Raw genomic sequence first — 24,122 nt, 5'->3', positions numbered from 1 at the left:
CTGTGCAGCGGCGGCCGTCGCCTAGCTTTCAGGCACAGCTTCCCCGGGGCCGCTCGGTTCGCACTCCCCTGCCGCCCTACCAGCGCACCAGGCGCGGCGCGAGAACCGCCCCGGCCACCGCGAGGCCGGCAATGGCCAGGCTGTACCAGGTGGCGACGAAGAGCGGGGAATCGTCGGGGCAATGGGCGGCATAGAACGCGCCCGCCATTCCTCCGGCCAGCAGCCCCGCCACCGCCCCGGCCAGCGCCGGCCGCGTGGGCGCGCCGTGGCGCAGCACCGCCAGGAACACCAGAAGCGGCGCGGCGCCGATCAGCGGAATGAAGGTGAGGCAGACGCGGGCATTGACGCCGACCAGCCGTTGGGCCCAGTCGGATTCCGGCACGGCGAGCAGTTCCAGCCCCACGCCGGCGATCAGCAGCAGCGGCCCGGCCAGCAGCCAGCCCAGCGGCGCGCGTGTCTCTTCCCCCGGGCGCACCAGCCGCCGCAGCAGGACAAAGGCGCTGGCGGCCAAGGCAAGCGTCACGACGAATTTGAACACGAAGCGTGCGGTCTCCAGCGAGGCCAGCGCATCCGGGCGCGGGCCGAGGGCGACAGCGAACACCGCCCCCGCCAGCACAAGGGCGAGCCCCATCGCCACGCGCCAGGCGGTGCCCAGCGGCAGCGCCCGTCGGCCTGTGTCGGCGGTCATCGCCCGGATGAGGTCTTGCGTGTCCATGTCACTCTCGTCCAAATCGCCGCGCGATTGCGGTCAGCCCCCGATGCAGCGCCACCCGCACCGCCGCCTCGGTCATCGCGAATATCCGCGCCGTCTCCTCGACCGAGCGGCCCTCGACGGAAATCGCCGCCACCACCGAGCGTTGCGTGGGAGCGAGCCCATCCAGCGCGCGGCCGATGTCGCGCGCGCTCACGGTCTCGACCTCCGGCTGGGCGAAGGTCTCGGCGATGTCCTCGACGTCGATTTCCACCCGCCGACCCCGCCGGCGAAAGGCGTCGATCAGCTTGAAGCGCGCAATGGCATAGACCCAGGGCAACACCGGCGCCTGCGGCAGCCATGTATGGCGCTTCAGATGGATCGCCAGCAGCACCTCCTGCACCACATCCTCCGCATCGACCCCGCCATGGGTGATCTTTCCGCGGGCATAAGCGCGGACAAGACCGGCGACGCGGTCGAGAAACATCGCATAGCGACGCTCATCCCCCGCCAGCGCGGCGCGGAGCAGATCGGCAAGTTCGCCCTCGTTCCTGCCGTTCAACGCCGCTCTCTCCCTTTCGCGCGCCCAGGCCGCCTTGTTACGGGCCGGGCGAAAAATTGTCCAAGCGCCCGGCCGGGGCGATCACGACTTCGTGTCGAAGAGCCGCGTAACTCCGGCGATCGGCGCCTCGAATGGACCATGCACGGCCGACGATGGCCGCGCCACATTCCACAGGAGACGATCCATGAACCGCTCGACCCTCGCTCTCGCCCTTGCCGGCTCGCTCGCCACCGCCCTTGCCGGCGCCGCCTTCGCCGCTCCTCTGGCGCCGGAAAAAATGGTCGGCAACGAGAAGTGCTACGGCGTCTCTCTCAAGGGCCAGAATGACTGCGCCGCCGGCGCCGGCACCACCTGCGCCGGCACCTCGACCATGGACTATCAGGGCAATGCCTGGAAGGCGGTTCCCAAGGGCACCTGCGTGACCATGAAGGGCGGCATGCATATGGGCTCGCTGGCCCCGATCAAGAGCTGAGCCGGCTCAGGAGGCCCGCGCGGCGGGCCTCTTCCTGCCTCCATTGCTCCCTCCACCAGCCGCGAGACACGACGATGAACGCTGTCGCCCGTGAAAGCCTGCCCGCCCGCGCCGGGCTCGGGCTCAAGCCCGAACATTACGGCCATGTGCTGGAGGCTCGCCCGGATGTCGGGTTCTTCGAGGTCCATGCCGAGAACTACATGGGCGCAGGCGGGCCGCCGCACCGCTATCTTGAGGCGGTGGCCAGCCTCTACCCGCTCTCGCTGCACGGCGTCGGCCTGTCCATCGGCGCGGCGGGACCGCTCGACACGGCGCATCTGCGCCGGCTGCGCGAGTTGATCGACCGTTACCGGCCGCAGAGCTTTTCCGAGCATCTCGCCTGGTCGACGCACGACACCGGCTTTCTCAACGATTTGCTGCCGCTACCCTATACGCCGGAGACCCTGGCGCGGGTGAGCGAGCATGTCGACGAGGCACAGCAGGCCATCGGGCGGCAGCTCCTGCTGGAGAATCCGTCGACCTATCTTCTCTTCACCGAGAGCACGATCGACGAGATCGACTTTCTGGAGGCGGTGGCCGCCCGCACCGGCTGCGGCCTGCTGCTGGACGTCAACAATGTGATGGTCTCCTGCGTCAATCACCGGCTGGACCCCGCCGCCTATATCGACCGCTTTCCGGTCGAGCGCGTCGGCGAGATCCACCTCGCCGGCTATGACGAGACGGTGGACGGCGCCGGCGACCGGCTGCTGATCGACGCGCATGGCTCGCCGGTCAAGACCGATGTCATGGCACTGTACGACCTTACGCTGGCGCGCGCCGGGCCGCTGCCCACCCTGATCGAATGGGACAATGACGTGCCGGCCTTCCCCACGCTTCACGCCGAGGCGGTGCGCGTCGACGCGCTGCTCGCCGGGCAGGCGGCGCGGCGCAACCACCTGAAGCGGGCGGGCTGAGCCATGGAATTCACCGCGAGCCAACACGCCTTCGCGCAGGCGCTGCTCCATGCCGACCAGCCCCTGCCCCCCGGCCTGACAGGCGCACGCGGGACGGCCGATGAGGCGCGCTTCGCGGTCTACCGCAACAATGTTCATGTCGGGTTGACCCGGGCGCTGGCCCAGCGCTTCGGCGTGAGCGAAAAACTGGTGGGCCCGGACTTCTTCGTCGGCATGGCGCGGGCCTATGCGCAGGACCGCAAGCCATCCTCGCCGCTGATCATCGATTATGGCGATGAGTTCCCCGATTTCATTGCCGGCTTCGCTCCGGCAAGGGCGCTGCCCTATCTCCCCGACGTCGCCCGGCTGGAGGCGGCCTGGACGCGGGCCTATCACGCGGCCGATGCCGCTCCGCTCACCCTCGCCGTGCTCGCCCCCCTCGCGCCGGAGGATCTGGCGACTCTCATTCTGCGCCCGCATCCTTCGGCGGCTCTGCTGCGCTCGCCCCATCCGGTCGGTTCGATCTGGGCAGCGCATCAGGGCACCGACGTCACCCCTGTCGACGACTGGCGACCCGAGACGGTGCTGGTCGTGCGACCGGAGATGGCGGTCAATGTCCATGTCCTGCCGGTCCGGGACGGACTGTTCGCCGCGCTGCTTTTTGCCGGCGGCTCGCTGGGTGCGGCGGCGGAAGCCACGCTCGCCGAAGACCCCGGTTTCGATTTCGGTGCCGCGCTGGTCGGCCTTCTCACCCTCGGCGCCTTTGCCGCCATCGCACAAGGGGACGTGCCATGAATCCCGCAATGAATCCTGACACGGCTACCGAGACCCGCGCCCTGTCATCGCACAAGCTGCTCGCGCGGGTCGCGCGGGCGGAGGATGTGATGGCGGCGATTCCGCCCGCCTTGCCGCTGCTGGCGCTGCGCGTCGCGCTAGCGGTGCCGTTCTTCCTGTCGGGCCTGACCAAATGGGACGGCTTTCTCACCCTGTCCACCGGCGCCCATTTCCTGTTCGAGGAGGAGTTCCGGCTGCATCTTTTCGGCGGCGCCCACCCCTACCCCTTTCCCACGCTGATGGCGGCGGCGGCGGGCACGGGCGAGATCGTCCTGCCGCTGCTCCTGCTGCTCGGCCTCGGCACCCGCTTCGCCGCGCTCGGCCTGCTGGTCATGACCGCCATCATCCAGCTCACCATTCCCGAAGGCTGGGCGAATTTCCATCTGCCCTGGGCCGCCATGGCGTTCACGCTGGTGGTGTTCGGCGGCGGCCCCCTGGGGTTGGAAGAGCTGTGGCGGCGGTCGGTCCCGTCACAGCGCTGAGGTGGCGGCCCGTCAGCTGAACTGCGTCAGCGTGTCGAGATCATCCTGGCTAAGGTCGAGCGCGTCGAAGTCGCCCGGCGAATAGCGGCGCTCCGACTGCGCCGCCACCGCGCGGCAGGACTCGGCCTCGGTGCGGATGGCCGCCAGCAGCCGCTCGATGGTCGCCGGCGCGTGGCCGGCGCCGAATTCGCAGCGTATGATCAGGGCGCCGCCCTCCTGCCAGCAATTGAAGGCCAGACGGTGCGGACGCGCCGCCTGCGCCGCCCGCTCACGGCCTGCCCCCAGCCGGACCAGAGAGAGGCCGGCATGGCCGAAGCGGCTGATGTCGCCGAGGAAATTGAACGACACCTGCGCCCGCGCCCCGGTCAGTGACCTGTCCGCGACGCGCAGCAGCCCATAGCCCATGGCGCGCCCGGCCGCCGCACGCGCCAGATCCTTGACCGCCAACAGCCAGCCCGGCAGGTCGCTCGCCTCCCCCGGCAGCGCCAGAGGATAGCGCGTGGTGAACCAGCCAAGGGTGCGCGAGAGGTCGATGGCGGCATCACCCGGCTGGCGGCCATGCCCTTCCAGCTCGATCTGCAGCGCGCCCCCCGTCCAGTCCACCAGCGGGCGGGCGATGAGGGCGAGCGCGCTTTCCTGCGGCTGGTGGCCGAAGCGCTCGGTGAGATCGGCCAACAGAGGCTGGCACAGCGCCGCCTCCAGCCGGAGATCGCGGGTCTGGGCGTCGCCTTCCACGTCCGGCGCCTCCGGGTAATCCAGCGGCACGCTTGCGGGCGCCTGTGCCACCGCCTGCCAATAGGGGCGATCGGCCTCGAAGGCGGCGCCGGTCCCCGCCTGATGGAGGCACCACCACGACCATGCCGTGGGCGGCGCCAGAACAGGTTGTGGCGGATCGGACAGCGCCCGGGCGAGGTCGTCGGCGATAATCGCCCAGGACACCATGTCGAAGACGAGATGATGCACCGCCAGCACGAGCCGCAGGGCCGCGCCGGCCTCGATCATGCCGGCGGCGAAGGGGCGCCCCGCCATCGGGTCCAGCAGCGCCACCAGACGGTCAGCCATGCGGTCCTCGATGGGCGACACGTCCTGCCCGACCGCCACCCGCTCCTGCAGCAGCGCCGGTGGCGGCGCTCCATTCTCGACCTGCTGAGCCGGCGGCACCCCGTCGAGCAGACGCATCCGCAGCCCGTCATGGCGCTGCACCGCCGCCGACAGCGCCACCGACAGCGCCTCGGCAGGGGTGCCGGCGGGCAGCTCGAACACGGCGGTCAGCGCCCAATGCCGGCGGTCGGGCATGTCGATGCCCATGAACCAGTTCTGGATCGGCGTCAGCGGCACTGGCGCCGCCACCGGCCCATGCTCCTCCACCGGCCGCGCGGATACCTTCTGCATGACCCCGGCCAGCGCCTGCGGCGTCGGCGCGGTGAAGATCTGCGCCGGGGAGACGAGCCACCCCGCCGCCCGGGCCTTGCCGGCGAGTTGGATGGCCATGATCGAATCGCCGCCCAGCGCGAAGAAATCATCGTCCGGGCCAATCGACACCGCCGCGCCGCGCCCGGCGAAAAGCTCCCGCCACAGCGCCAGAACCGTGGCGAGCGCGCCCTCCGCGCCGGTGGGCGCGGCGGGAACAGCAGCGGCACTCTCGCGCGGCTGAGGAGCGGCGAACAGCGCCCGCAGCGCCGCCCGGTCGACCTTGCCATTGGAGGTCAGCGGCAGCGCCTCAAGGAGGAGCAGGCGCGACGGGCGCTGCGCCTCGGGCAGCCTTTCGTCGAGAACGGCACCGAGACCCTGTGCACTCTCCCCCGGCGCCACCGCTGCGCCGACAAGGCGCACCGGGCCGTCCCCCTCGCGCAGGGCCAGCACCATGGCATCGCGCACACCGGGGCAGGCGCGCAGGATGGCGGCCACGCCATTGGGATCGACCCGGTGGCCGCGAACCTTCACCATGTCGTCCTTGCGGCCGAAAAAGCGGATAAGTCCGTCGGCGTCCCGGGTGCCAAGATCGCCGGTGAGGTAGGCGCGCGCCCCGTCGGCAAGGCGGCTGAAGCCGGAGCCGGCAGCGGCGGCAGGTTCCGGGTCACCCTGCCCTAGATAGCCCAGGGCCACGCCCGCACCGCTCACCCGGATTTCACCCGTCTCGCCGGCGGCCAGCACCGCACCGTGCTCGTCGACGATGTCGATGCGCGCGCCGTCGAGCGCGTAGCCCACCGGCACGCGGTCCGACGCCTGCGCCTGCGGCCCGGCGGCTAATGCCGGCGTCACCTCGACCATGGTGCAGCCGATGGTGGTTTCGGTCGGGCCGTAATGGTTGAAGATCCGCAGCCCGGGCCGCAGCGCCTTCAGCTTCCGCACGAGGCCGAAGGTCAGCACGTCGCCGCCGCAGATCAGCGCCCGCCGGGGCAGCAGGGCAGCCGCGTCGGGATGCGCCATCAGCGCGGCGAGATGGCTGGGGACGATCTTCAGTACATCGGCCGGGTGGCGCCCCATCCAGTCGATGAAGGCGGCGGGGTCGCGGGCGGCCGCCGCGTCCACGACGTTGAGCGTGCCGCCGCAGGCAAGGGCGCCGATGACGCTGGTATAGCCGAGATCGGCGGCGAAGGAGGTGGCGATACCAAAGACGGGGGCGCCCGCGTTCGGGTCGGCGAGAGCCAGCCGCTGCAACAGCGCCCGTGCATAGGCATCGAGCCCGCCGCAGGAAACCCGCACCCCCTTTGGCCGCCCGGTGGAGCCGGACGTGAACAGGATATAGGCGAGGTCCGACGCCTCGCAGGCCATGCGCGGGGGCGCCGAGCGTTCCTCCGCGTGGCGGTTCCAGCCCAGCACGGGCAGCGGGGCCTGCTCACCGTCCGTCGTCGCATCCGCCACCAGCGCCCTGGCGCCGCTTTCGGCGAGAAGCGTGGCGCGGTAGGGCGCGGGATGCTCGGGATCGAGCGGGACGAACGCCGCGCCGAGATGGCTCGCCGCCGCCATCGCCACCAGCGGCCCGGCGCCGCGCGCGAGGCAGAAGGCGACGCGGTCGCCGGGCCCGACGCCCTGTGCCGCCAGCCGCGCGGCGAGGTCGCCGCTGGCCCGCGCCAGCTGCGCCCAGCTGAGCGTGCCCTCGCGGTCGATCACCGCCGGCGCGTCGGGCGTCCGCTCGGCCCAATGCGCGACGCGGTCCGCGAGGCTGGACGGCAGCGGGGCCGAAACCGGCGCGGTCTGGGGGGGCGCCGTGCCAATCGCTTCCAGCAGGGCGCGATAGCGCGCGATCCAGCCTTCCACACGAGCGGCATCGAACAGGGCGGTGTTGAAATTGGCTTCGAGGACGAGCCCCTGCTCGCTCGATTCAAGGTTCCAGTTCAGGTCCCAGCGCACGCTGCCATGGGCATTGGCGCGGATGTCCGGCGTCCGCCCGGCGAAGGCCGCCAGCGTCTCCACCCGGTCGAGATTGAACGACACGCTCGCCAAGGGCGGGCGGGACGGATCGCGCCGCACGCCGCTGGCCTTGACGATGGCGGAGAGCGGGTAGGCGGGATAGGCCATCGCCTGCGCCATGGCGGCGCGGGCGGTGGCGAGGGCATCGGCGCCGATGCCGGCAAGCCGCAGCGGCACAGTGGAGATGCAATAGCCGGTCAGCCCCGGTTCCCCCACCAGCGGCTGGCCGGCGGCGAAGATCGCCACCACGAGATCGTCCTGCCCGGAAAGCTCCGCCAGAAGCTGGCCATAGGCGGCCAGGCACAGGGTGAACAGCGAGCAGTCGAGCGCCCTCGCCCGCGCCGCCAGCTGCGTGGCAAAGGCGGGCGGGAGCAGCGTCCGGACGGTGGCGCCATCATAGGTCTGCAGCGGCGGGCGCGGCCGGTCGGCGGGAAGCGCCAGCGCCGGCGGCGGGCTGGCGAACACGGCCTGCCAATGGGCGGCGGCGTCCGAATCGTCAGCGGCAGCGCGGGCGAAGCTCGCAAAGCCTTCATAAGCGGACGGCGCCGGCAGCAGGGCCTCGGTCCCGACCAGATGCGCGGAATAGAGCCGGCCGAGTTCGTTGGCCAGCACCTGCATCGACCAGCCATCGGTGACGATGTGCGGCTGGATCAGCACCAGCGCCGTCGCGTCGCCAAGGCGCAGCAGCGCCGCCCGCAGCAGGCCGGCGCGCGCGAGATCGAACGGCCGCGCCGCCGCCTCCCGCACCCAGCCCGCGAGGGCCGCCTCGTCGGCCAGCTCGGCCTCCTCCAACGCCACCCCGGCGTGGGGATCGATCACCGCCGTGCCGCCGCCCTCGGCGAAGCGCATGCGCAGGCTGTCATGGCGCGCCACGAGATCGGCCAGCGCCTTGTTCAACGTCGGCGTATCGAGCCAGCCGGGCAGGCGCAGAACGAGCGACTGGTTATAGGCCGCCGCGCTTTCCGGGCTGAAGGCGGCGAGCGTCCACAGCGCCTGCTGGCCGGGCGCGGTGACAAGCGTCCGGGCCATGGCGGCCGCAGCCGGCAGCGACGTGCCGCCCATCAGGCCTACGGTCGCGAGGGCGCGGGCACTTTCCCGCACCGCCCGCGCCACGGTGTCAAGGTCTTCCTCGCTATGGGCGGTGGAGAGGAAGCAGGTGCGCCCCTCCCACACATAGACCCCACGTGAAATGAGCTGGCTGTAAAACAGATCGCTCGCGCCGGAAAAACGCAGCACAGAGGAGAAGTGCTCCACCCGCAACGGGCTGCCGTCTTCTTCCAGATCGGTGTTGAGCCGCCGGCACAGCGCCTTGGTGCGGGCGTTCAGCCGCTCCTGCAGCGCCGGGCCGGACGCCTCCAGATGGCTGAGCATGGCGGTCGCCGCCGCCATGGCGAGCGGGTTCTTGTTGAAGGTTCCTGCGAAAAAGGTCCGCTCGGCCTTGGGGCCACCGGCGCCCTCCAGCGGCCAGACGCCGCCGTCGATGCCATCGAGAAACGCGCTTTTGCCGGAGACGACGCCGATCGGCAGGCCGCCGCCGACGATCTTGCCATAGGTGACGAGATCGGCCCGCACCCCGGCCCAGGCCTGCGCCCCGCCGGAGGCGACGCGGAAGCCGAGCAGCACCTCGTCGAAGATCAGCGCCGCGCCGGCCCGTTGGGTGAAGCCGCGCAGCCATTGCAGGAACTCGCGCGGCTGCAATCCGGGGCGCCGGCTCTGCACCGGCTCGACGATCACCGCCGCGAGCCGCTCGCCCAGCGCTTCCAGCGCCATCTGGCTGCCCTCGGGGTCGGCATAATCGAGCACCACCACATCGGCCAGCATGCCCGGCGGCGTGCCGCTGGCGAGCGGCAGGCTGGCGCCATCGACGCCGGAGCGCGCCAGGGTGCCGTCGAAATGGCCGTGATAGGAGCCGGCGAACATCGCCACCAGCGAACGGCCGGTGGCGTGGCGGGCAAGGCGCAGCGCGGTCATCACCGCCTCGGTGCCGGTGTTGCAGAACAGCACCCGCTCATTGCCGGTGAGCCGGGCGATCGCCGCCGCCGCCGCGCCGGCCTTTTCCGCCTGCGGGCCGAGGAACAGGCCCTGGTCGGCAATCTGGCGCTGGATCGCCTCCACCACCATGGGCGGGTTGTGGCCGAGCAACTGCACGCCGAAGCCCATGGTCAGGTCGACATAATCGTTGCCGTCGGCATCGACGACGCGGCTGCCCTGTCCCTTCACGCCGATGATCGGGTAGAGCAGCGCCTTGGTCTCGGGCCGAAAGCCGGCCACCGCCCGGCTGTCGGCAAGCACCGCGCCATAAGCTTCGCGCTGGTGCCGGGAGGCGCCGTGCGCGGCGCTGAAGCGCGTGGCGAAATCGGCGATGAAGCCGGCCGCCTGCGGACTCATCGGCTCGGCGGAAGGGGCGGGCGCGGCGTCCGGTGCCACTGGCGGCAGGACAGGGCTGGACATGCGGGCCTCCGTCATCGCCCCCAGGGCGGCCGAGATCGGGAAGGCGGATGGCGGGGCGGAAGCGGGATCGGAAATCTTGGCCTCCACTTCGCGCACCACCCGCTCCAGCAATGCCCGGGGCGTGGTGAGGGTGGCGAAGAGCTCGCGGCGCGGGATCGCCACCTTCCAACGCCGCTCCAGCGTGGACAGCGCCTCGGTGAGGGCGAGCGAATCCACCCCCAGCGTGAAGAAGCCGGCATCTCCCGCCAGCGCTGCCTCGCTCAATTGCAGGCTGCGCCGCAGGCTGGCGGCGATGCCGGCGCGAATCTCGTCCCGGTTCGGCGCCGGCCGCGGCGAGGCGAGCGCGGCGGCCGTCACCATCGGCGTCGGCGGGGCCACCGGCACGGGATGGCGCGACGGCGCGTCGATCCAGTGGCGTTCGCCGGCAAAGGGATAGCCGGGCAGGTGCGCGCGGGCGGCGGCGCCGGCCGGCCATGTCACCTCGACCCCGGCGACAAAAAGCCGGCACAGCGCCAGTGCCAGCGTCTCGTTCGCCGCGCGGTTGCGGCGCATGGTCGGGATGAAGCGCGTGTCCCGGCCCTCAAAGCCGGGGGCACGCTGGGCGAAGCCGACCAGCGTCGCGGCCGGGCCGATTTCCACCACCACCTGCACGCCCTCGCCGGCCATCGTGTCGAGGCCCGCACCGAACCGAACCGGCTGGCGGATCTGCCGCCCCCAATAGGCGGGATCGCGCAGATCGGCGGAAAGGTCGCCGGTCACATTAGAGACCACCGGCAGGTGCGGCACGGACAGGGCCGCGCCACGCACCTTGTCCTCGAACGGCGCCACCGCCTTGTCCATCAGGTGGGAATGGAAGGCGTGGCTGGTGGCGATGCGCTGGCTGCGGATGCCCTGCGCATCGAGATCGGCCACCAGCGCCGCGATCGCCTCGCTCTCGCCCGACACCACCACTTCTTCCGGTGCGTTCAGCGCGGCGATGTCGAGCCGTGCGCCGAAGGTTTCCACCAGCGGGGCGATCTGTTCCAGCGGCGCGAACACCGCCGCCATCTCGCCCCCGCGCGGCAGCGCGCCCATCAGCGCGCCGCGTGCCGCCACCAAGTCGAGCGCCGCCTCGAAAGGGAGCATGCCGGCGACGCAGGCGGCCGACCATTCGCCCAGACTGTGGCCGGCGACGATATCGGGCGTGACACCGAACGCGGCGAGCCGCCCGGCCAGCGCCATCTCCAGCACGAACAGCGCCGGCTGCACCTCCGCAGTGTCGGTCAGTGGGCCGGCTGTCGGCTCGAACATCCGCGCGGCGAGATCGAGGCCGAGCTGCGTCCCGGCCGCATCGATGCGCGCGCGAAAGGTCGGGTCGGCTTCGTAAAGTTCCGCCGCCATGCCAGGCCACTGGCTGCCCTGCCCGGAAAACAGGAAGGCGACCTTGGGCCGCCCGGACACGGCAAGGCCGGCCGCACCCGCGAGCGGCGCCTCGCCCTCGGCAATGGCACGCAGGCCCGCCAGCGCTTCCTCGTGGCTGCGCGCGAGGCACGCGGCACGATGGGAAAAACGCCCGCGCCCGGTGTTCAGCGCCGCGGCGATGCCAGCGAGCGAGGTCCCGGGCTCGGCCGCCAGATGATCGGCGAGCCCGGCCGCCATGCGGCGCAGGCCCTCGGCATCCCGGGCGGAAAAGGCCAGGATCGTCGGAAGCGGGGCTTCGAGGGTCGCCTCCGGCACCGGCGGGGCCTCTTCAAGGATAAGATGGGCGTTGGTGCCGGAAAAGCCGAAGCTGCTCACCCCGGCGCGGCGCGTGTCGCCGGCGGGCCAGTCCATTGCCCGGTCGACGACGCGGACGGGCAGATCGCCCCAGGCGATGCGCGGATTGGGTTGCGACTGGTGCAGCGTTCCCGGCAGCCGCCCCGCTTCCAGCGCCAGCACCATCTTGATGAGGCCGGCAACTCCGGCGGCGGCCTCCAGATGGCCGGTATTGGTCTTGGCGGACCCCAGCAGCAGCGGCGCGGTGCGCCCCGCACCATAGGCGGCGGCAAGCGCCTGCACCTCGATGGGGTCGCCGAGCGGCGTGCCCGTGCCGTGGCATTCGACGGCCTGCACCTGCGGCGCCGACAGCCCGGCATCGGCAAGGGCGCTGGCGATCACCGCGCGCTGGGCGGCGCCATTGGGGGCGGTGAGTGCGCTGGAATGGCCGTCATGGTTGATCGCGGAGCCGCGAATGATTGCGCGAATGGCGTCACCGTCGCGCCGCGCATCGGCAAGGCGCTTCAGCACCACCAGCCCGCCGCCCTCGCCGCGCACATAGCCGTCGGCGCCCGCGTCGAAGGTGCGGCACGCATGGCCGGGGCCCAGCATGCCGGCGGCCGCGAGTGCCGCTGTGAGCTCCGCATCCAGCGTCAGATTGACCCCGCCGGCCAGCGCGAGGTCGCATTCGTCGCTGCGCAGGGCGCGGCAGGCCGCGTGCACCGCCACCAGCGAGGAGGAGCAGGCGGTGTCGATCACCAGAGCCGGGCCGCAGACATCGAGCCAATGGCTGATGCGCCCGGCAGCGATGGAGCCCGCATTGCCCAGAATGGCGGCGGGGGAAAGCGTGTCGGTCGCCCGGAAGCGGGCCTCATACTCATTGGCGCCGAGGCCGAGGAAAACCCCGGTGGCACGCGGCCGCCGGGCGGCATCGGCATAGCCGGCATCTTCCAGCGCCTGCCAGGCCAGCATCAGCGCCAGACGGTGCTGGGGGTCCATGGCGTCGGCCTCGAGCGGGCGCAGGCCGAAGAAGTCGGCGTCGAAACGCTCCACCCCATCGACATAGCCGCCCGGCGGCAGTCCCACCCGCTCCGGCCGGTCGGCCGGGGCGGGGCGGACGGCGTCGCGCCCCTCGAACAGCAGCCTGCCATAGGCGGAGGCCGAAGCCGTCCCGGCGAAGCGGGCGGCCAGCCCGACGATCGCCACCGGCTCGCGGGCGCGCGCCGTCTCGGCCCGCAGGGTGTCGATACGTCCCTCCAGCGCCAGCATCAGATCGGTGATCTGTTCGGGGTTCAGCCGGCTCAGCCGTGTGAGCAGGCCCGCGCGCCGTTCCTCAGTCGTGGCCACGACCGCCCCCTTCAATCATCGACAACAGTTCGTCCAGATCGCCGCCCGCCCCCGGCGGCGGCGCCGGTATCTGAGGCGGGGTCTGCGGCAGGCTCGCCGGTGGCGATCCGCTCAGATGCGCCACCAGGGCGGCAACCGTCGGGTGGTCGAAGGCGAGGGTCTGCGGCAGGGCTTGGCCGAGATGCGTGCCCAGCGCGCCGGCGAGATCCACCGCGTCGAGCGAGGTAAGGCCGAGTTCGCCCAGGCCGCGATCCAACGGCACGGCGGAGACGGGCAAGGCGAGCCGCCGCGCCAGCCAGTCGCGCAGCCAGCCCTCCAGTGCCGACGCCTGCCCCGAGGACGACGCATGAGCGCCGGGCGCGGCACCGCGCGTTTCCTCCAGCGCCTGCTGCCGCGCGCTGCGCCATTCGGCGATGACCGGCAGCGCGCCCTCGCGCCAAGCCTGCCGATTGGCGGCGCGCTGGATCTTGCCGCTGGAGGTGCGCAGCACCGCGCCCGGCTCCACCAGCACAATGCGCGCGAGCTGCAGCTCCAGCGTCTGCCACACCGCCGCGCTGATGGCGCTGAACAGCGGCGCCGGATCGGTGCGGCGCTGGGTGCGTTCCAGCTCCTGCACCAGCACCACCTGCTCGCCGCCCGGCTCGCCGACCAGACCGAAAGCGGCACCGCCGCCCGCGCGCAGGGCGGGATGCGCGCCCTGCGCCACCCGCTCGATATCCTGCGGGTAGTGATTGGCACCGGACAGGATGATGAGGTCCTTGATGCGCCCGGTGACGCACAGCTCGTCGCCGATCATCGCCCCGAGATCGCCGGTGCGCAGATAGCCGGTGGGGTCGTCCTCGCCGGCGAGGCGTACCCCGAAGGTGGCGGCGCTCTCCTCCGGCCGGCGCCAGTAGCCGCGTGCGATGGTAGGACCACCGACCCAGATTTCGCCGACCCGGCCGGCGGGCTGGCGGCGCCCGGTCTCTGGGTCGGCGATGGCGATGCTCACATCCGCCAGCGGTGCGCCGCTGCCGGGGATCACGAGGCGCCGGGACGACGCGCCGGCCTCGACGATGCGCCCCGCCTCCAGCGCGGCGGCATCGAGAGCGAACAGCAGGGGTGCCACCCCGACCGGGCTGGCGGTGACGGCGAGCGTCGATTCGGCCAGCCCATAGGCCGGGGCGAAGGTCTCACGGCCGAAGCCATGCGGGCCGAACACGCCGGCGAAATCCTCCATCACCTGCGGGTCGATCGGCTCGGCCGCGTTCATCGCCATGACGAGGGAAGACAGGTCGAGCCCCTCGCGCGCCTCAGGGGGAATGCGACGGGCGCACAGATCATAGGCGAAGCTCGGCGCCGCCGTGTGGGTGCCCCGGAAGCGGCTGATCGCCTCCAGCCAGAGCACCGGGCGCTGAAGGAAGCTGTTCGGCGCCATCTGCACCACCGGGCAGCCGGAATACAGCGTCTGCAGCAGGCCGAAGATCAGGCCGAGATCGTGGAAGGCCGGCAGCCACGTCACCATGGTGCTCGACGGCGAGAGCTCCCACGCCGCCTCCATCCGCGCCATGTCGGCCATGAGGTTGGCGTGGCTCACTTCAACGCCCTTGGGCAGGGCGGTGGAGCCGGAGGTGTACTGGATGAAGCAGGTGGCGGCGGGGTCGACCGCGCGCAGCGGCGTGGCCTGCGCCGGATCGCTGTCGATGTCGCCGACATCCTGCCAGCGGATCGCCGCCAGCTCGGCGCTGTCGGCCTGCCAGAGGGCGGATTGCTCGGCCACCCCGCCGCCGGTCAGGGCCACCGTGGCGCCGCTGTCGGCGGCCACCGCCTGCAGGCGCTGGATGAGCCGATGCCGGCGCGGCGGGTTGATCGGCACGGCGAGCCGCCCCGACCACTGGCAGGCAAGGAACGCCACCAGAAAGTCGACGCCCGGCTGGAATACCAGCAGAACCGGCGCCCCCGGCGCGCGCTCCCGCTCCAGGAACCCGGCGACGCGGGCGGCCCGCGCCGCCAGTTCCGCCGCGCCGCAGCGCTCGAACACGGCGCCATGGCTGTCGAGGAAGGTGATGGACCAGCGGTCGTCGGGGCGTGCGGCAAGCGCCACCAGCCGGGTGGCGATGGTGCCGGCGGGCGAAGCCTCCGTCATTGCGGCTGCGCCTGCTGCTGCAGCTTCTGCCATGTGTAATGTTCCAGCATAGCCTCGTGGCGGGCCGCGAGGGCGGTCAGGATGTGCAGCTCGATATCGGGATTGGCGGCGAGCAGCGCGCGCAGCGACACGGCGTCGATCGTCAGCAGGTGGCAGGCCTTTCGCGCCACCACGCGGGTGAACTCCTCCGCACCCTCCAGCGCCGCGTAATCGCCCATGGAATCCCCCGGTTCGAGAATTCCCACGGTCATCAGCGTGCCGTCGGACAGACGAATGCTCTGCTGCGCCTCGCCCTGGGTCATGAAGATGAGGCGGTCGGCCGGCTTGCCGTCCTCGACCAGCACTGTGTCCGGCCCGACGGTCTCCACCGTCATGCGGGCGAGCAGGCGTTGCAGGAAGACTTCCGGCACATTCTTGAGAATGGGACGCTTGCGCAGCCGGTCGAGAAGCTGCTCGCGCGGCACGGTGCCTTCGGCCGCCCCGGCGATCACGCTGCGCTGCCAGAGATCGGCATAGACGCCATCGGCCTCAAGCAGCGCCTGATGGGTGCCGCTCTCCACCACCCGGCCCGCCTTTACCACATAGACGAGATCGGCATGCTCGCACTGGGTCAGGTCATGCGTGACGGCGACGACGGTGCGTCCTTCCGTAACCTTGCGCAGTGTCTCCTCCACCGCCACGCGGCTCGCCGGGTCGAGCGCCGAGGTGGCCTCGTCGAGCAACATGATCTGCGGGTCGTGCAGGATGGCGCGGGCGATGGCGATGCGCTGGCGCTGCCCGCCCGAGAGCTTGCCGCCGCCCTCGCCGACATTGGTGTCGTAGCCGTCGGGCAGGGACATGATGATGGGGTGGATGTCGGCGGCCTTGGCGGCGGCTTCCACCTCGGCGTCGGTGGCAGTGAGCTTGCCCATGCGGATATTCTCCCGCACCGACGCCTGGAACAGGATGGTTTCCTGCGGCACCAGCGAGATAAGCGAGCGCACCTGCTCCTCCCCCAGAAGCCGCATATCGACCCCGTTTACCCGGACATGGCCGCTGCCGGGCGAGAACTGGTTCTCGATCAGCCGCAGGATGGTCGATTTGCCGGAGCCGGACGGCCCCACCACCATCACCCGTCGCGGGCATTCGATGGTCATGGACACCTTGTCGAGCGTCGGGCTGCTGCCGTCATAGCTGAAGCTTACCTCGTCGAAGCGGAGCGAGCTGACCTTGTCGCCGATGGATTCCGGGTGTTCCGGGTCGGGAGCCGCATCGGGCTTGCCAAGCAGGGCCTGCACCCGCTCCAGCCCGCCAACGCCCTGGATCAGCAGCGGCAGCTGGGCGCCGATGAAGCCGGCAGCGCCACCAATGGTGAGCAGAAGGGTGATAAAGGCGACGATTGTGCCCGAGGACACCTCGCCGTGGACCGACTGCATGGCACCGAGGCCGATGACCAGCAGTTGCGCCGCGCTGACGCCGAAGCTGGTCAGGCGTCCGACGAGGCCGGAGGAGAAATACTGGTGGTAGCTGGCCCGGAAAAGCCGGCCCAGCTGCCCGCTGAACAGCGTCGCCTGCAGCTCGCGCAGGCCGAAAATGCGGATCACCCGCTGCATGAGCAGGGTTTCCTTGACCACATGGGCGACCTTGGCGTCCTCCGCGCCGCGCTCGTAATTGTAGCGCACGGCGCGCTTGCTGAAGCCCCTCGGCAGCCAGAACGCGATCATCAGCGAAACCAGGGTGGCGATGGCCAGCTCGGTGTCCAGCGAGAAGGCCACCGCCACCGAGCCGATCAGCATGAGGCCCTTGGAGAACAGGCCCGGCACCGCCCAGATGACCGCCTTCTCCACCACGGTGATGTCGTTGGAGAAATCGGCGATGATCTCGTCGGTGTCGGAACTGGCGAGCTCGCGCGCATCCATGTTGTTGATCTTGGTGAACATGCGCGCGCGCAGGTCGTTGAGGATGCGCGGGCCGAGCTTGGCGATGGTGTAATCGAGGATCACGCCGAAGAAGGACGCGCCCAGGAAGCCCCAGGTCAAATAGGCGAGATAGGTGCGGATGGCCTCGACATTGCTGGGCTTGATGCCCTCGTCGAACAGCGCCTGCAGCCAGAGCGGCACATAGACGGCGTAGAGAATCTGCACCGCATTGGCGAGCAGGAACCAGAACAGCAGCATCTTGTGCCGTGCGGCCGCCTTCCCCACCCAGGCCACCAGATGGGTCGGCCCTCTCTCAGGGGTGCCGGCGCGAATGACGTCCTGCCATTTCAGCTCCAGCGCCCCGGCGGAGATGCCGGCCACGGCCTGGCTCGCGGCGTCCACATTGCCGTCGGCACCCATCTTGCGCCCGAATTTCAGAAAGCCGCGCGGCCCCTTGGCCATCAGCAGATATTCGACGAAGGCCGCCGCCCGGCGCACATCCTTCTGGTCCACCTCCGGTAGCAAGAGGCGGCTCGCCAAACCGTTGAGGTCATGGGCCTCGGTGCGCGGAATTCGCACCGGCGCGGACTTCTTGCCATCCTCGCGCGCCACTTCCAGCAACACCGAGTGCAGCAGGCCAAGCCCCAGCAGGCCCCAAGCCCCGGCGGGCATCGCCAGCTTATAGGTGAACAGGTGATGCGCAAGCCGGCGCATCGGGTCGCGCCGGGCCTCTTCGGGATTGGCCGCCATCGCGGCGGCGATGAAACCGCTGTCGGGCTTCATCGCCAGCCGGTCGCAGGCGAGGCCGTAAAGGCGCTGCAACTTGTGCTGAACCTCGTCCTCGGTGTCGTGTTTCTTGAACCAGTCGAAATGCCGGTTGGACATGGCGGCTCTTTATGATTCGCGGGCGGGCGGGAAAAGGGCGGGCGGGCAGGGGGCGGGCCGTCCGGCAGGCGCCGGTTCAGACGCGACCCGTTCGCCAACAAGGCGGGCGAAAGCCGGGGCGGCGGCGCCGCTCCAGGGAAAATGACCGGCGTCGAGCGCGCGGAACTGGACGGGCCCGGCGCACACCTCGCGCCAGGCCGCACATTCCTGCGCGGACACCGAAGGATCGGCGGTGAGGCGAATGACGGACGTCGCGCAGCGCAACAGCGGCGCGGCGCCCAGCCGATAGGTCTCGCACGCTTCGAGATCAGCCCGCAGCGCCGCCTCCTCGCGCGCGCCGAGCAGATCGCCAAGGTCCGGCCCGACGGCGCCGAAGCACTCGCGCAGTTCGGCCAGCAGCACGGCGCGGGGGAGAAGGTGCAGCGGCGCGTCGCTGGGCGGGCGGCTCGGCGAGCGAAAACCCGAGACGACGAGATGCAGCCGGGACGCGCAGTCGGCGTCGGCCCGCTCCAGCGCCAGCGCCGTCTCGAAGGCGAGCAGCGCACCGAAACTGTTGCCGAGAAGGGTCAGCCCTGCCCCTTGCGGCGCCAGTTCCGCGTCGAGGGCGGCGGCGATCTCACCCGCCAGGCGGGCCGCCAGCCGCCGGACATCCGCCTCCGGCGCCCCCGGCACATCCGGCGCGTGGCCGGGCAGCGCCACCGTGGCGATGGCAAGATCGTCCGGCAGGACGGCGGCGAGGCCGAGACACGACAGGACGCTGCCGCCGGCATGGGGAAGGCAGATGATCGCCGGCGCGCCCGCCGGCCGGCGGACCCAGCGCAGGAGAGCGGGCGACAAAGCAGGCGATACGGCTTCGGGTTCGGCCCGGACAGCCGAGGGGAGCGAGATCATGACAAAATTCGCCAATGGACAGCGACCGCCGATGTGCCACACCGTGGGGGCGCGGTGCTCCGAGACCACCCCGCCACTCGCCGCGCCCGTCGCGCGACCTGCGCCCCCGCCGGGGGGAGAGTCCCGAAAAAACGGCTTAGCCGCGCAAACGTCCAGGAGGATCCATGCCGAACGACACCTCTCCCATCGACGAGTCCATGATCGAGACTCTCGACCGCGACGGCGCCATCTGCCTCAAGGGGGCCTTCGGGCCGGAATGGGTCGATCTCGCGGCGGAGGGCATCAGGCGCAACATCGCGAGCCCCGGCGCCCTGTTCCAGAGCTTCTCGCCCAATGACAAGGGCGCCTTCTACTCCGACATCTGGTCGCGCCGGCACATTTCCGAGCTTGAGACCTTCGCGCTTGAATCGCCGTCCGCCGCCATTGCCGCGCGCTGCCTGCGCACGCCCACCGTGCGGCTGCTGCAGGACACCTGGTTCTACAAGAGCCCCGGCACGCAGGCGCGCACGCCCTGGCACCACGACAATGTGGTGCTCGGCCCATTCTGCTCCATCTGGGTGGCGCTCGACCCCATCCCGCGCGAGGCCGCGCTGGAGTTCGTGCGCGGCTCCCACCGCTGGAACAAGCTGTTCATGCCGGCGAACTTCTTCGAGAGCGAACAGGCGGCACTGCCGGCGGTGGAGGAATTTTACGCCCGCTACCACGGCGACTTCGACATTTCCGCCAGAGATACCTTCTCCCGCGTGCCCGACATCCAGGGCCACCGCGAGGAATACGACATTCTGGGCTGGGACATGGAGCCCGGCGACTGCCTGGTCTTCCATGCCCGCACGCTGCACGGCTCGCCGGGCAACACGCTCGACCACGACACACGCCGCATGGTGACGCGCTGGGTCGACGAGACGGCGGTGCTGGCCCCACATGGCCGCACCGTGGTCGACCGGCTGGTGGCCGAGGGCTTCGAGGTGGATCTCGCGGTCGGCGCCCCGATTCGCGGAAACCTCTTCCCGGTTCTTTCCCCCTTCGCATGAGGGGCGGGGGAGCCGGCGCGCCGGCCTGCGGACGCTACATCCCAGGCGTGCAGCGCCGGGCCGGCCAGGGTGGGTGGGCCACCGCCCGATAGCCACGGGCGTAGGGATACCAAGCCGGCTCGTAAGGGGAGGACGGTGCCACGCCGGCGCCGCCCACAAGCCGGCCTCGCCGGGGCCTTCCGCCAGGGCGCCGCGACCCGTTGCGCCGCCAGCGGCGCCCTGCTCGTGGGCGAAACCGCATGCTGCCGCGCCTTTGTGTGGAAGGCGCGTTGCTTCCTCTACGTCATGCATCATCGAAAGCCTGTCATCGGCCACACCGGCCAGGTTCCCGGGTGACGACCGACGCGGCGACCGGCGTGGACCATCGACCGACACAGGACTCGACGGCCGGCCTCGCGGCACTTCCGCCCCCCGCGCCGCACGCGGAGGTTGATCTGCAAAGGGGGCTAAACACGAAGTCGACTGAGCTAGACATGATACTCTGGCCATGTGGAGCATTGGTGAAGTGCTAGAACCTTATTGGGCGCCGTGCGAGAAAATACTGAGAACCGAACAAAAATAGACGGTTGCCCGTGTTCGCGCCTCGCTGTAGGTTTCGCTCCGCAACTCTGGCTGGAGAAGATCCTGTGGCAAGTATGTTTATGACGATCTCTCGTTGTCACGTTAAGGCGGGTAGCGAGCAGGATGCGCGCGCGCTTCTCGAAAAAGAAATGCTGCCCAACGACGGTAAGAAGCCGGGCGACGTTATCGAAGGCCTGGTCGGCTTTGGACTTATGAAGTCCAAGAAAGACCCGTCCATGTATGGCATCGCAACTGTCTGGGAAAGCGAAGCTGCTTTCGACAAGATGGCGGCCAACCCGCGCGCCAAAGATGGCGGCGGCATTGTCGAGAAGCTGCAGAAGCTGTGCGACGGTGACGTCAAGGGCGAAGGCTTCTACATCGAAAGCCTCTGAATACTTCCGGCGGCGGCCACGGCCGCCGCCGTCTCCCCGCGCCTCATAACCGATGTTGCACTCAGAAGTTGCAGATTCGGGATCAATCCGTGCAAGGCAGGTACGACTCGGCGCGCCTTTGCCACGCGGTCCTTCGACGGCACAGGGAATGAACGCCGGCAAGCCGTTTCCGCGACGGCTACATTGCAAACAATCCCGCTGCACTGCACTCTGCTTTAAAAGGTAGCGACGTGACCCGAGGTCCGATCGAAGATATCTACGGTCTGACCGATCTACAGCGCGCAATTCTGGTGCGATGCGTAAGTTATCCTGACCAACCGCTTTTCATGGGCCAGTGGTGGGCCCTGCTGGCCGGCCCCCTTGATGCCGATGGCTTTGCCGCCGCCTGGGCCGCCATCGTCCAGCGCCACGCCGCGCTGCGCTCCGGCTTTCACTGGGAACTCAAGGGTGCGCCGGCCCAGGTGGTGGTGTCGGCACCTGTCTTCGAGGTCGAGCGGCTCGACTGGAGCGCCCGCGACGACTGGCGCGCCGCGCTCGATACGCTGCTGGAAGAGGACCGGGCCCACCCGTTCGATCTGCGCCGCCCGCCGCTGATGCGGGTGCGCCTCATCACCGTTTCACCGGAACGTGCACCCGAGGGCCCGGCGCCACGTCACCTGCTGGTGTGGACCCGCCATCACCTCGCGGTCGATGGCTGGTCGCTCGGCGAGATTCTGGGGGAGGTACTGACCCTGTATCGCGGCGGCACCGTGCCGCCCGCCCTCCCCTTCCGGCGCTATGTGGAGTGGTGGCAGGGCCGCGACGACAGCGCCGCCCGGGTCCATTGGGGCGCCGTGCTGGCCGGCCACAGCCCGGAATCGGTCGCCCGCAGTTCCACCGTTTCCGCCCCACGCATCGGCGAGGCGTTCCGTGTTCTTTCCCCCGCCCTCGCCGACCGGCTCGGCGCGCTTTCGCGAACCGAGCGGCTGACGCTGAGCACCCTGGTAGAGGGCGCCTGGGCGCTGGTGCTGGCCCGCACGGACGGCGTCGACGATCTCGTGATGGGCTGCGTCGAGACAGTGCGCCCGCCCGAGCTTCTGGGTGATCGCTCAAGCGCGATGGTGGGGCCGCAGATCGGCGTGCTCCCAAGCCGCGTGCGCCGCGACGCTTTGCCCCTGCGCCACTGGCTGGCCGAGCTTCAGCGCGCCCGCGTGGCGGGTCGGGAGGCCGGGCCTCTGGCACTCGACGCACTGCGCGACCTGCTCGGCCTGCCGAGCGACGCGCTGCCGCTGCGCAGTCTGATCGCGGTGCAGACCTATCCGCTCGCATTGGCCGCCGCCTTTCGCGCCGCCGGGCTGGAAATCCGCGCCAGCGGCGACGTGACCCTGCCGGACATGCCGCTCAACCTGATGGTGGAGATCGGCGAGGCGTTCGAGCTACGCCTGATGGTCGACCAGCAGCATGTCGCGCTGCCGCAGGCGCGCCAGCTGCTCGACATGCTCGCCACCGCGCTGGAGCGCCTTCCCGACCATCTCGATGCGCCCGCCAACGCGCTGAACGTGATGCCGGAAGCCCTTGATCGGCAGATTTCGGCCGCCCTCACCGGCCGCCCCCTGCCCGCCGCGTCCGGCACGGCGCTGGACCTCATCCTGGCGCAGATGCGCGCCCGGCCGGAGGCGCCGGCAATTGTGGCGACGGACCGCGTCTGGACCTATGGCGACCTCGGCAATAGAGCGGCCGCGCTGGCCGGCCGGCTGGCGGCGGCCGGGGTGAAGTCCGGAGCCCGGGTGGCGGTGAAGCTCGAACACGGCCCGGAGGCGGTCGCCGCCATACTCGGAATAGTTTGCGCCGGCGCGTCCTATGTGCCGCTCGACCCCGAGACGCCGGCCGAGCGGCGGGCGATGATCATCGAGGCCGCTGGCGTCGCCGCGCTCGTCACCCGCCGTGCCCTTGCCGAAACTGTTCCCGGCCTCCCAATCCTCACGGTGGATGACATCGCGCCGGAACCGGCCGACCTCGACGCGGTGGTTCGGCCGGCGGCGGCGGACGAGGCCTATGTCATCTTCACCTCCGGCTCCACCGGGCGGCCGAAGGGTGTGAGCGTCGGCCACGACAATCTGCGCACCCATGTGGCCGCCAGCGCAGCGGAGAATGCCGACCTGCCGATCGGCCGCTTCCTGCTCACCTTCCCGCTGTTCTTCGACGGCTCCGTGACCGGGCTGTTCTGTACCCTGTGCGAGGGCGGCACGCTGGTCATGCCCGATGCGGCGCAGGCACGCGATGCCGACCGGCTGGTCGCGCTCATCCGCGAGGCCGCCGTCACCCATGTCTGCCTGACGCCCTCGCTCTGGGCGCTGCTGCTGGAGACTTCCGGCCCACAGGGCCTGCCGGGCCTGCGCCTTGCAAAGGTCGCGGCCGAGCCCTGCCCGCCGGCCTTGGTGTCGGCCCATGCCGCCCGTGCTCCCAACGCCGTGCTGTGCAATGAATACGGCCCGACAGAGGCCACGGTCTGGGTCTGCGTCGAGCGTTGCCGGCCGGAAACGACGGGGGCCAGCGTCGCCATCGGCCATCCGCTTCCCGGCACGCGCCTGCACGTGATGGATGGCGAAGGCCGGCCCTGCCCGTTCGGCACCATCGGCGAACTCGTGGTGTCCGGGCCGGCAGTGGCCCGCGCCTATATCGGCGCGGAGCCGGGGGTCGTCCTGCGCACGGTTCTTCCCGGTGCCGACCCTGCCCCGGCCTATCGCACCGGCGACCGGGTCTCGCTCGGCTTTGACGGGCGGCTGTTCTTCCATGGCCGCCGCGACCGGCAGGTGAAGATAGCCGGCTATCGGGTCGAGCCGGCAGACGTCGAGGCGGCGCTGCAGACGCTGCCCGGCATACTCGACGTGGCCGTGGTGGTCGAGGAGAGCGAGGGGCGGCCGGCCCGACTCGTCGCCCATCTGGGTGGGGCGGACCTGCCCGACGACGCAACGCTGCGCCGGCTTCTCGCCGCCCGGCTGCCCGCCTACATGATTCCGCACGCGTTTTTTCGCCATGCCCGCCTGCCGCGCACCGCCAATGGCAAGGTCGACCGCGCCGCTTTGCCGCCGGCTCCGGTTGTCGACAGTGCCGAGGCCCCGCCGCAGGGTACGCTTGAGACCGCGCTCGCCGCGCTGTGGAGCGAGGCGCTGGGCGGCGCCCGTGTCGGGCGGCACGATCATTTCTTCGCGCTGGGCGGCTCCTCGCTTCTCGCCATGCAGATGATCGCCCGGGTGCGCCGGGAACTCGCTCCCACGGCGACGCTGGCCGACCTGTTCGAGGCGCCGCAGCTCGCAGGCCTGGCGGAGCGGCTAGCGGAGCGAATGGTGGGGGCTGATACCCGCCCCGAGCCCGGTCCCATCCTCGCAGGGCGCCAGCGCGCCCGTGTTGAGTTGCCCTCGTGACCCTCACCGCTCTGCC

13 protein-coding genes are annotated in these 24,122 nt (G+C 70.7%); 7 read left to right on the top strand and 6 right to left on the bottom strand.

Annotated features, from left to right (window positions below; translation table 11 throughout):
- Positions 1-76: 76 nt before the first annotated feature.
- Together EV667_RS16765 and EV667_RS16760 are read right to left on the bottom strand one after the other, a co-directional pair.
- Positions 77-715: an NrsF family protein gene (locus EV667_RS16765; RefSeq protein WP_131836495.1), complete on the bottom strand. Its 639-nt coding sequence runs from the start codon at positions 713-715 to the stop codon at positions 77-79.
- 1 nt (position 716) lies between these two features.
- A complete protein-coding gene (locus EV667_RS16760; protein WP_131836494.1) occupies positions 717-1,253 on the bottom strand; it encodes a sigma-70 family RNA polymerase sigma factor in 537 nt (178 codons plus the stop codon).
- A gap of 184 nt (positions 1,254-1,437) precedes the next feature.
- Here EV667_RS16760 and EV667_RS16755 point away from each other — a divergent pair, with 184 nt between their 5' ends.
- The 4 genes from EV667_RS16755 (at position 1,438) to EV667_RS16740 (ending at position 3,973) form a co-directional block, all read left to right on the top strand.
- Complete coding sequence (locus tag EV667_RS16755; RefSeq protein WP_131836493.1) at positions 1,438-1,725, top strand: BufA1 family periplasmic bufferin-type metallophore; 288 nt, start codon at positions 1,438-1,440, stop codon at positions 1,723-1,725.
- Between the two features lie 74 nt (positions 1,726-1,799).
- Positions 1,800-2,678, top strand: a complete 879-nt coding sequence (gene bufB / locus EV667_RS16750) for an MNIO family bufferin maturase (RefSeq protein ID WP_131836492.1) — start codon at positions 1,800-1,802, stop codon at positions 2,676-2,678.
- Positions 2,679-2,681: 3 nt separating this feature from the next.
- Positions 2,682-3,452, top strand: coding sequence for an HvfC/BufC N-terminal domain-containing protein (locus EV667_RS16745; protein ID WP_131836491.1), 771 nt, complete (start codon positions 2,682-2,684; stop codon positions 3,450-3,452).
- An 8-nt stretch (positions 3,453-3,460) separates the two neighbouring features.
- Positions 3,461-3,973 (top strand): DoxX family protein, encoded by a 513-nt coding sequence (locus EV667_RS16740; RefSeq protein WP_131836490.1) that lies wholly within the window; start codon positions 3,461-3,463, stop codon positions 3,971-3,973.
- A 12-nt stretch (positions 3,974-3,985) separates the two neighbouring features.
- Here the strand turns inward: EV667_RS16740 and EV667_RS16735 are convergent, their stop codons facing one another.
- Genes EV667_RS16735 through EV667_RS16720 form a run of 4 tightly spaced genes read right to left on the bottom strand, consistent with a single transcriptional unit; the run spans position 3,986 to position 18,718 of the window.
- On the bottom strand, positions 3,986-12,919 hold the full coding sequence (locus tag EV667_RS16735; protein WP_131836489.1) for a type I polyketide synthase: 8,934 nt from the start codon (positions 12,917-12,919) through the stop codon (positions 3,986-3,988).
- Positions 12,906-15,044, bottom strand: a complete 2,139-nt coding sequence (locus EV667_RS16730) for an AMP-binding protein (protein WP_131836488.1) — start codon at positions 15,042-15,044, stop codon at positions 12,906-12,908. Before EV667_RS16730 ends, EV667_RS16735 begins: the two co-directional genes overlap by 14 nt.
- A complete protein-coding gene (locus EV667_RS16725) occupies positions 15,041-17,827 on the bottom strand; it encodes an ATP-binding cassette domain-containing protein (RefSeq protein WP_131836487.1) in 2,787 nt (928 codons plus the stop codon). The genes EV667_RS16730 and EV667_RS16725 overlap by 4 nt, the downstream gene beginning before the upstream one ends.
- Before the next feature lie 9 nt (positions 17,828-17,836).
- Complete coding sequence (locus EV667_RS16720) at positions 17,837-18,718, bottom strand: thioesterase II family protein (protein WP_131836486.1); 882 nt, start codon at positions 18,716-18,718, stop codon at positions 17,837-17,839.
- A 164-nt stretch (positions 18,719-18,882) separates the two neighbouring features.
- Between EV667_RS16720 and EV667_RS16715 the strand changes: the two genes are divergently transcribed.
- The 3 genes from EV667_RS16715 (at position 18,883) to EV667_RS16705 (ending at position 24,106) form a co-directional block, all read left to right on the top strand.
- Positions 18,883-19,749 (top strand): phytanoyl-CoA dioxygenase family protein, encoded by an 867-nt coding sequence (locus EV667_RS16715; RefSeq protein WP_131836485.1) that lies wholly within the window; start codon positions 18,883-18,885, stop codon positions 19,747-19,749.
- 635 nt (positions 19,750-20,384) lie between these two features.
- Complete coding sequence (locus EV667_RS16710; protein ID WP_207907786.1) at positions 20,385-20,702, top strand: antibiotic biosynthesis monooxygenase family protein; 318 nt, start codon at positions 20,385-20,387, stop codon at positions 20,700-20,702.
- A gap of 230 nt (positions 20,703-20,932) precedes the next feature.
- Entirely contained in the window at positions 20,933-24,106 is a 3,174-nt protein-coding gene (locus EV667_RS16705) for a non-ribosomal peptide synthetase (protein WP_131836484.1), read from the top strand.
- Positions 24,107-24,122 lie beyond the last annotated feature (16 nt).

This window comes from Ancylobacter aquaticus (assembly GCF_004339465.1).
Taxonomy (GTDB): Bacteria; Pseudomonadota; Alphaproteobacteria; order Rhizobiales; family Xanthobacteraceae; genus Ancylobacter; species Ancylobacter aquaticus.
The sequence above is the reverse complement of the archived record's forward strand: the minus strand, read 5'-3'. Positions and strand labels throughout refer to the sequence as shown.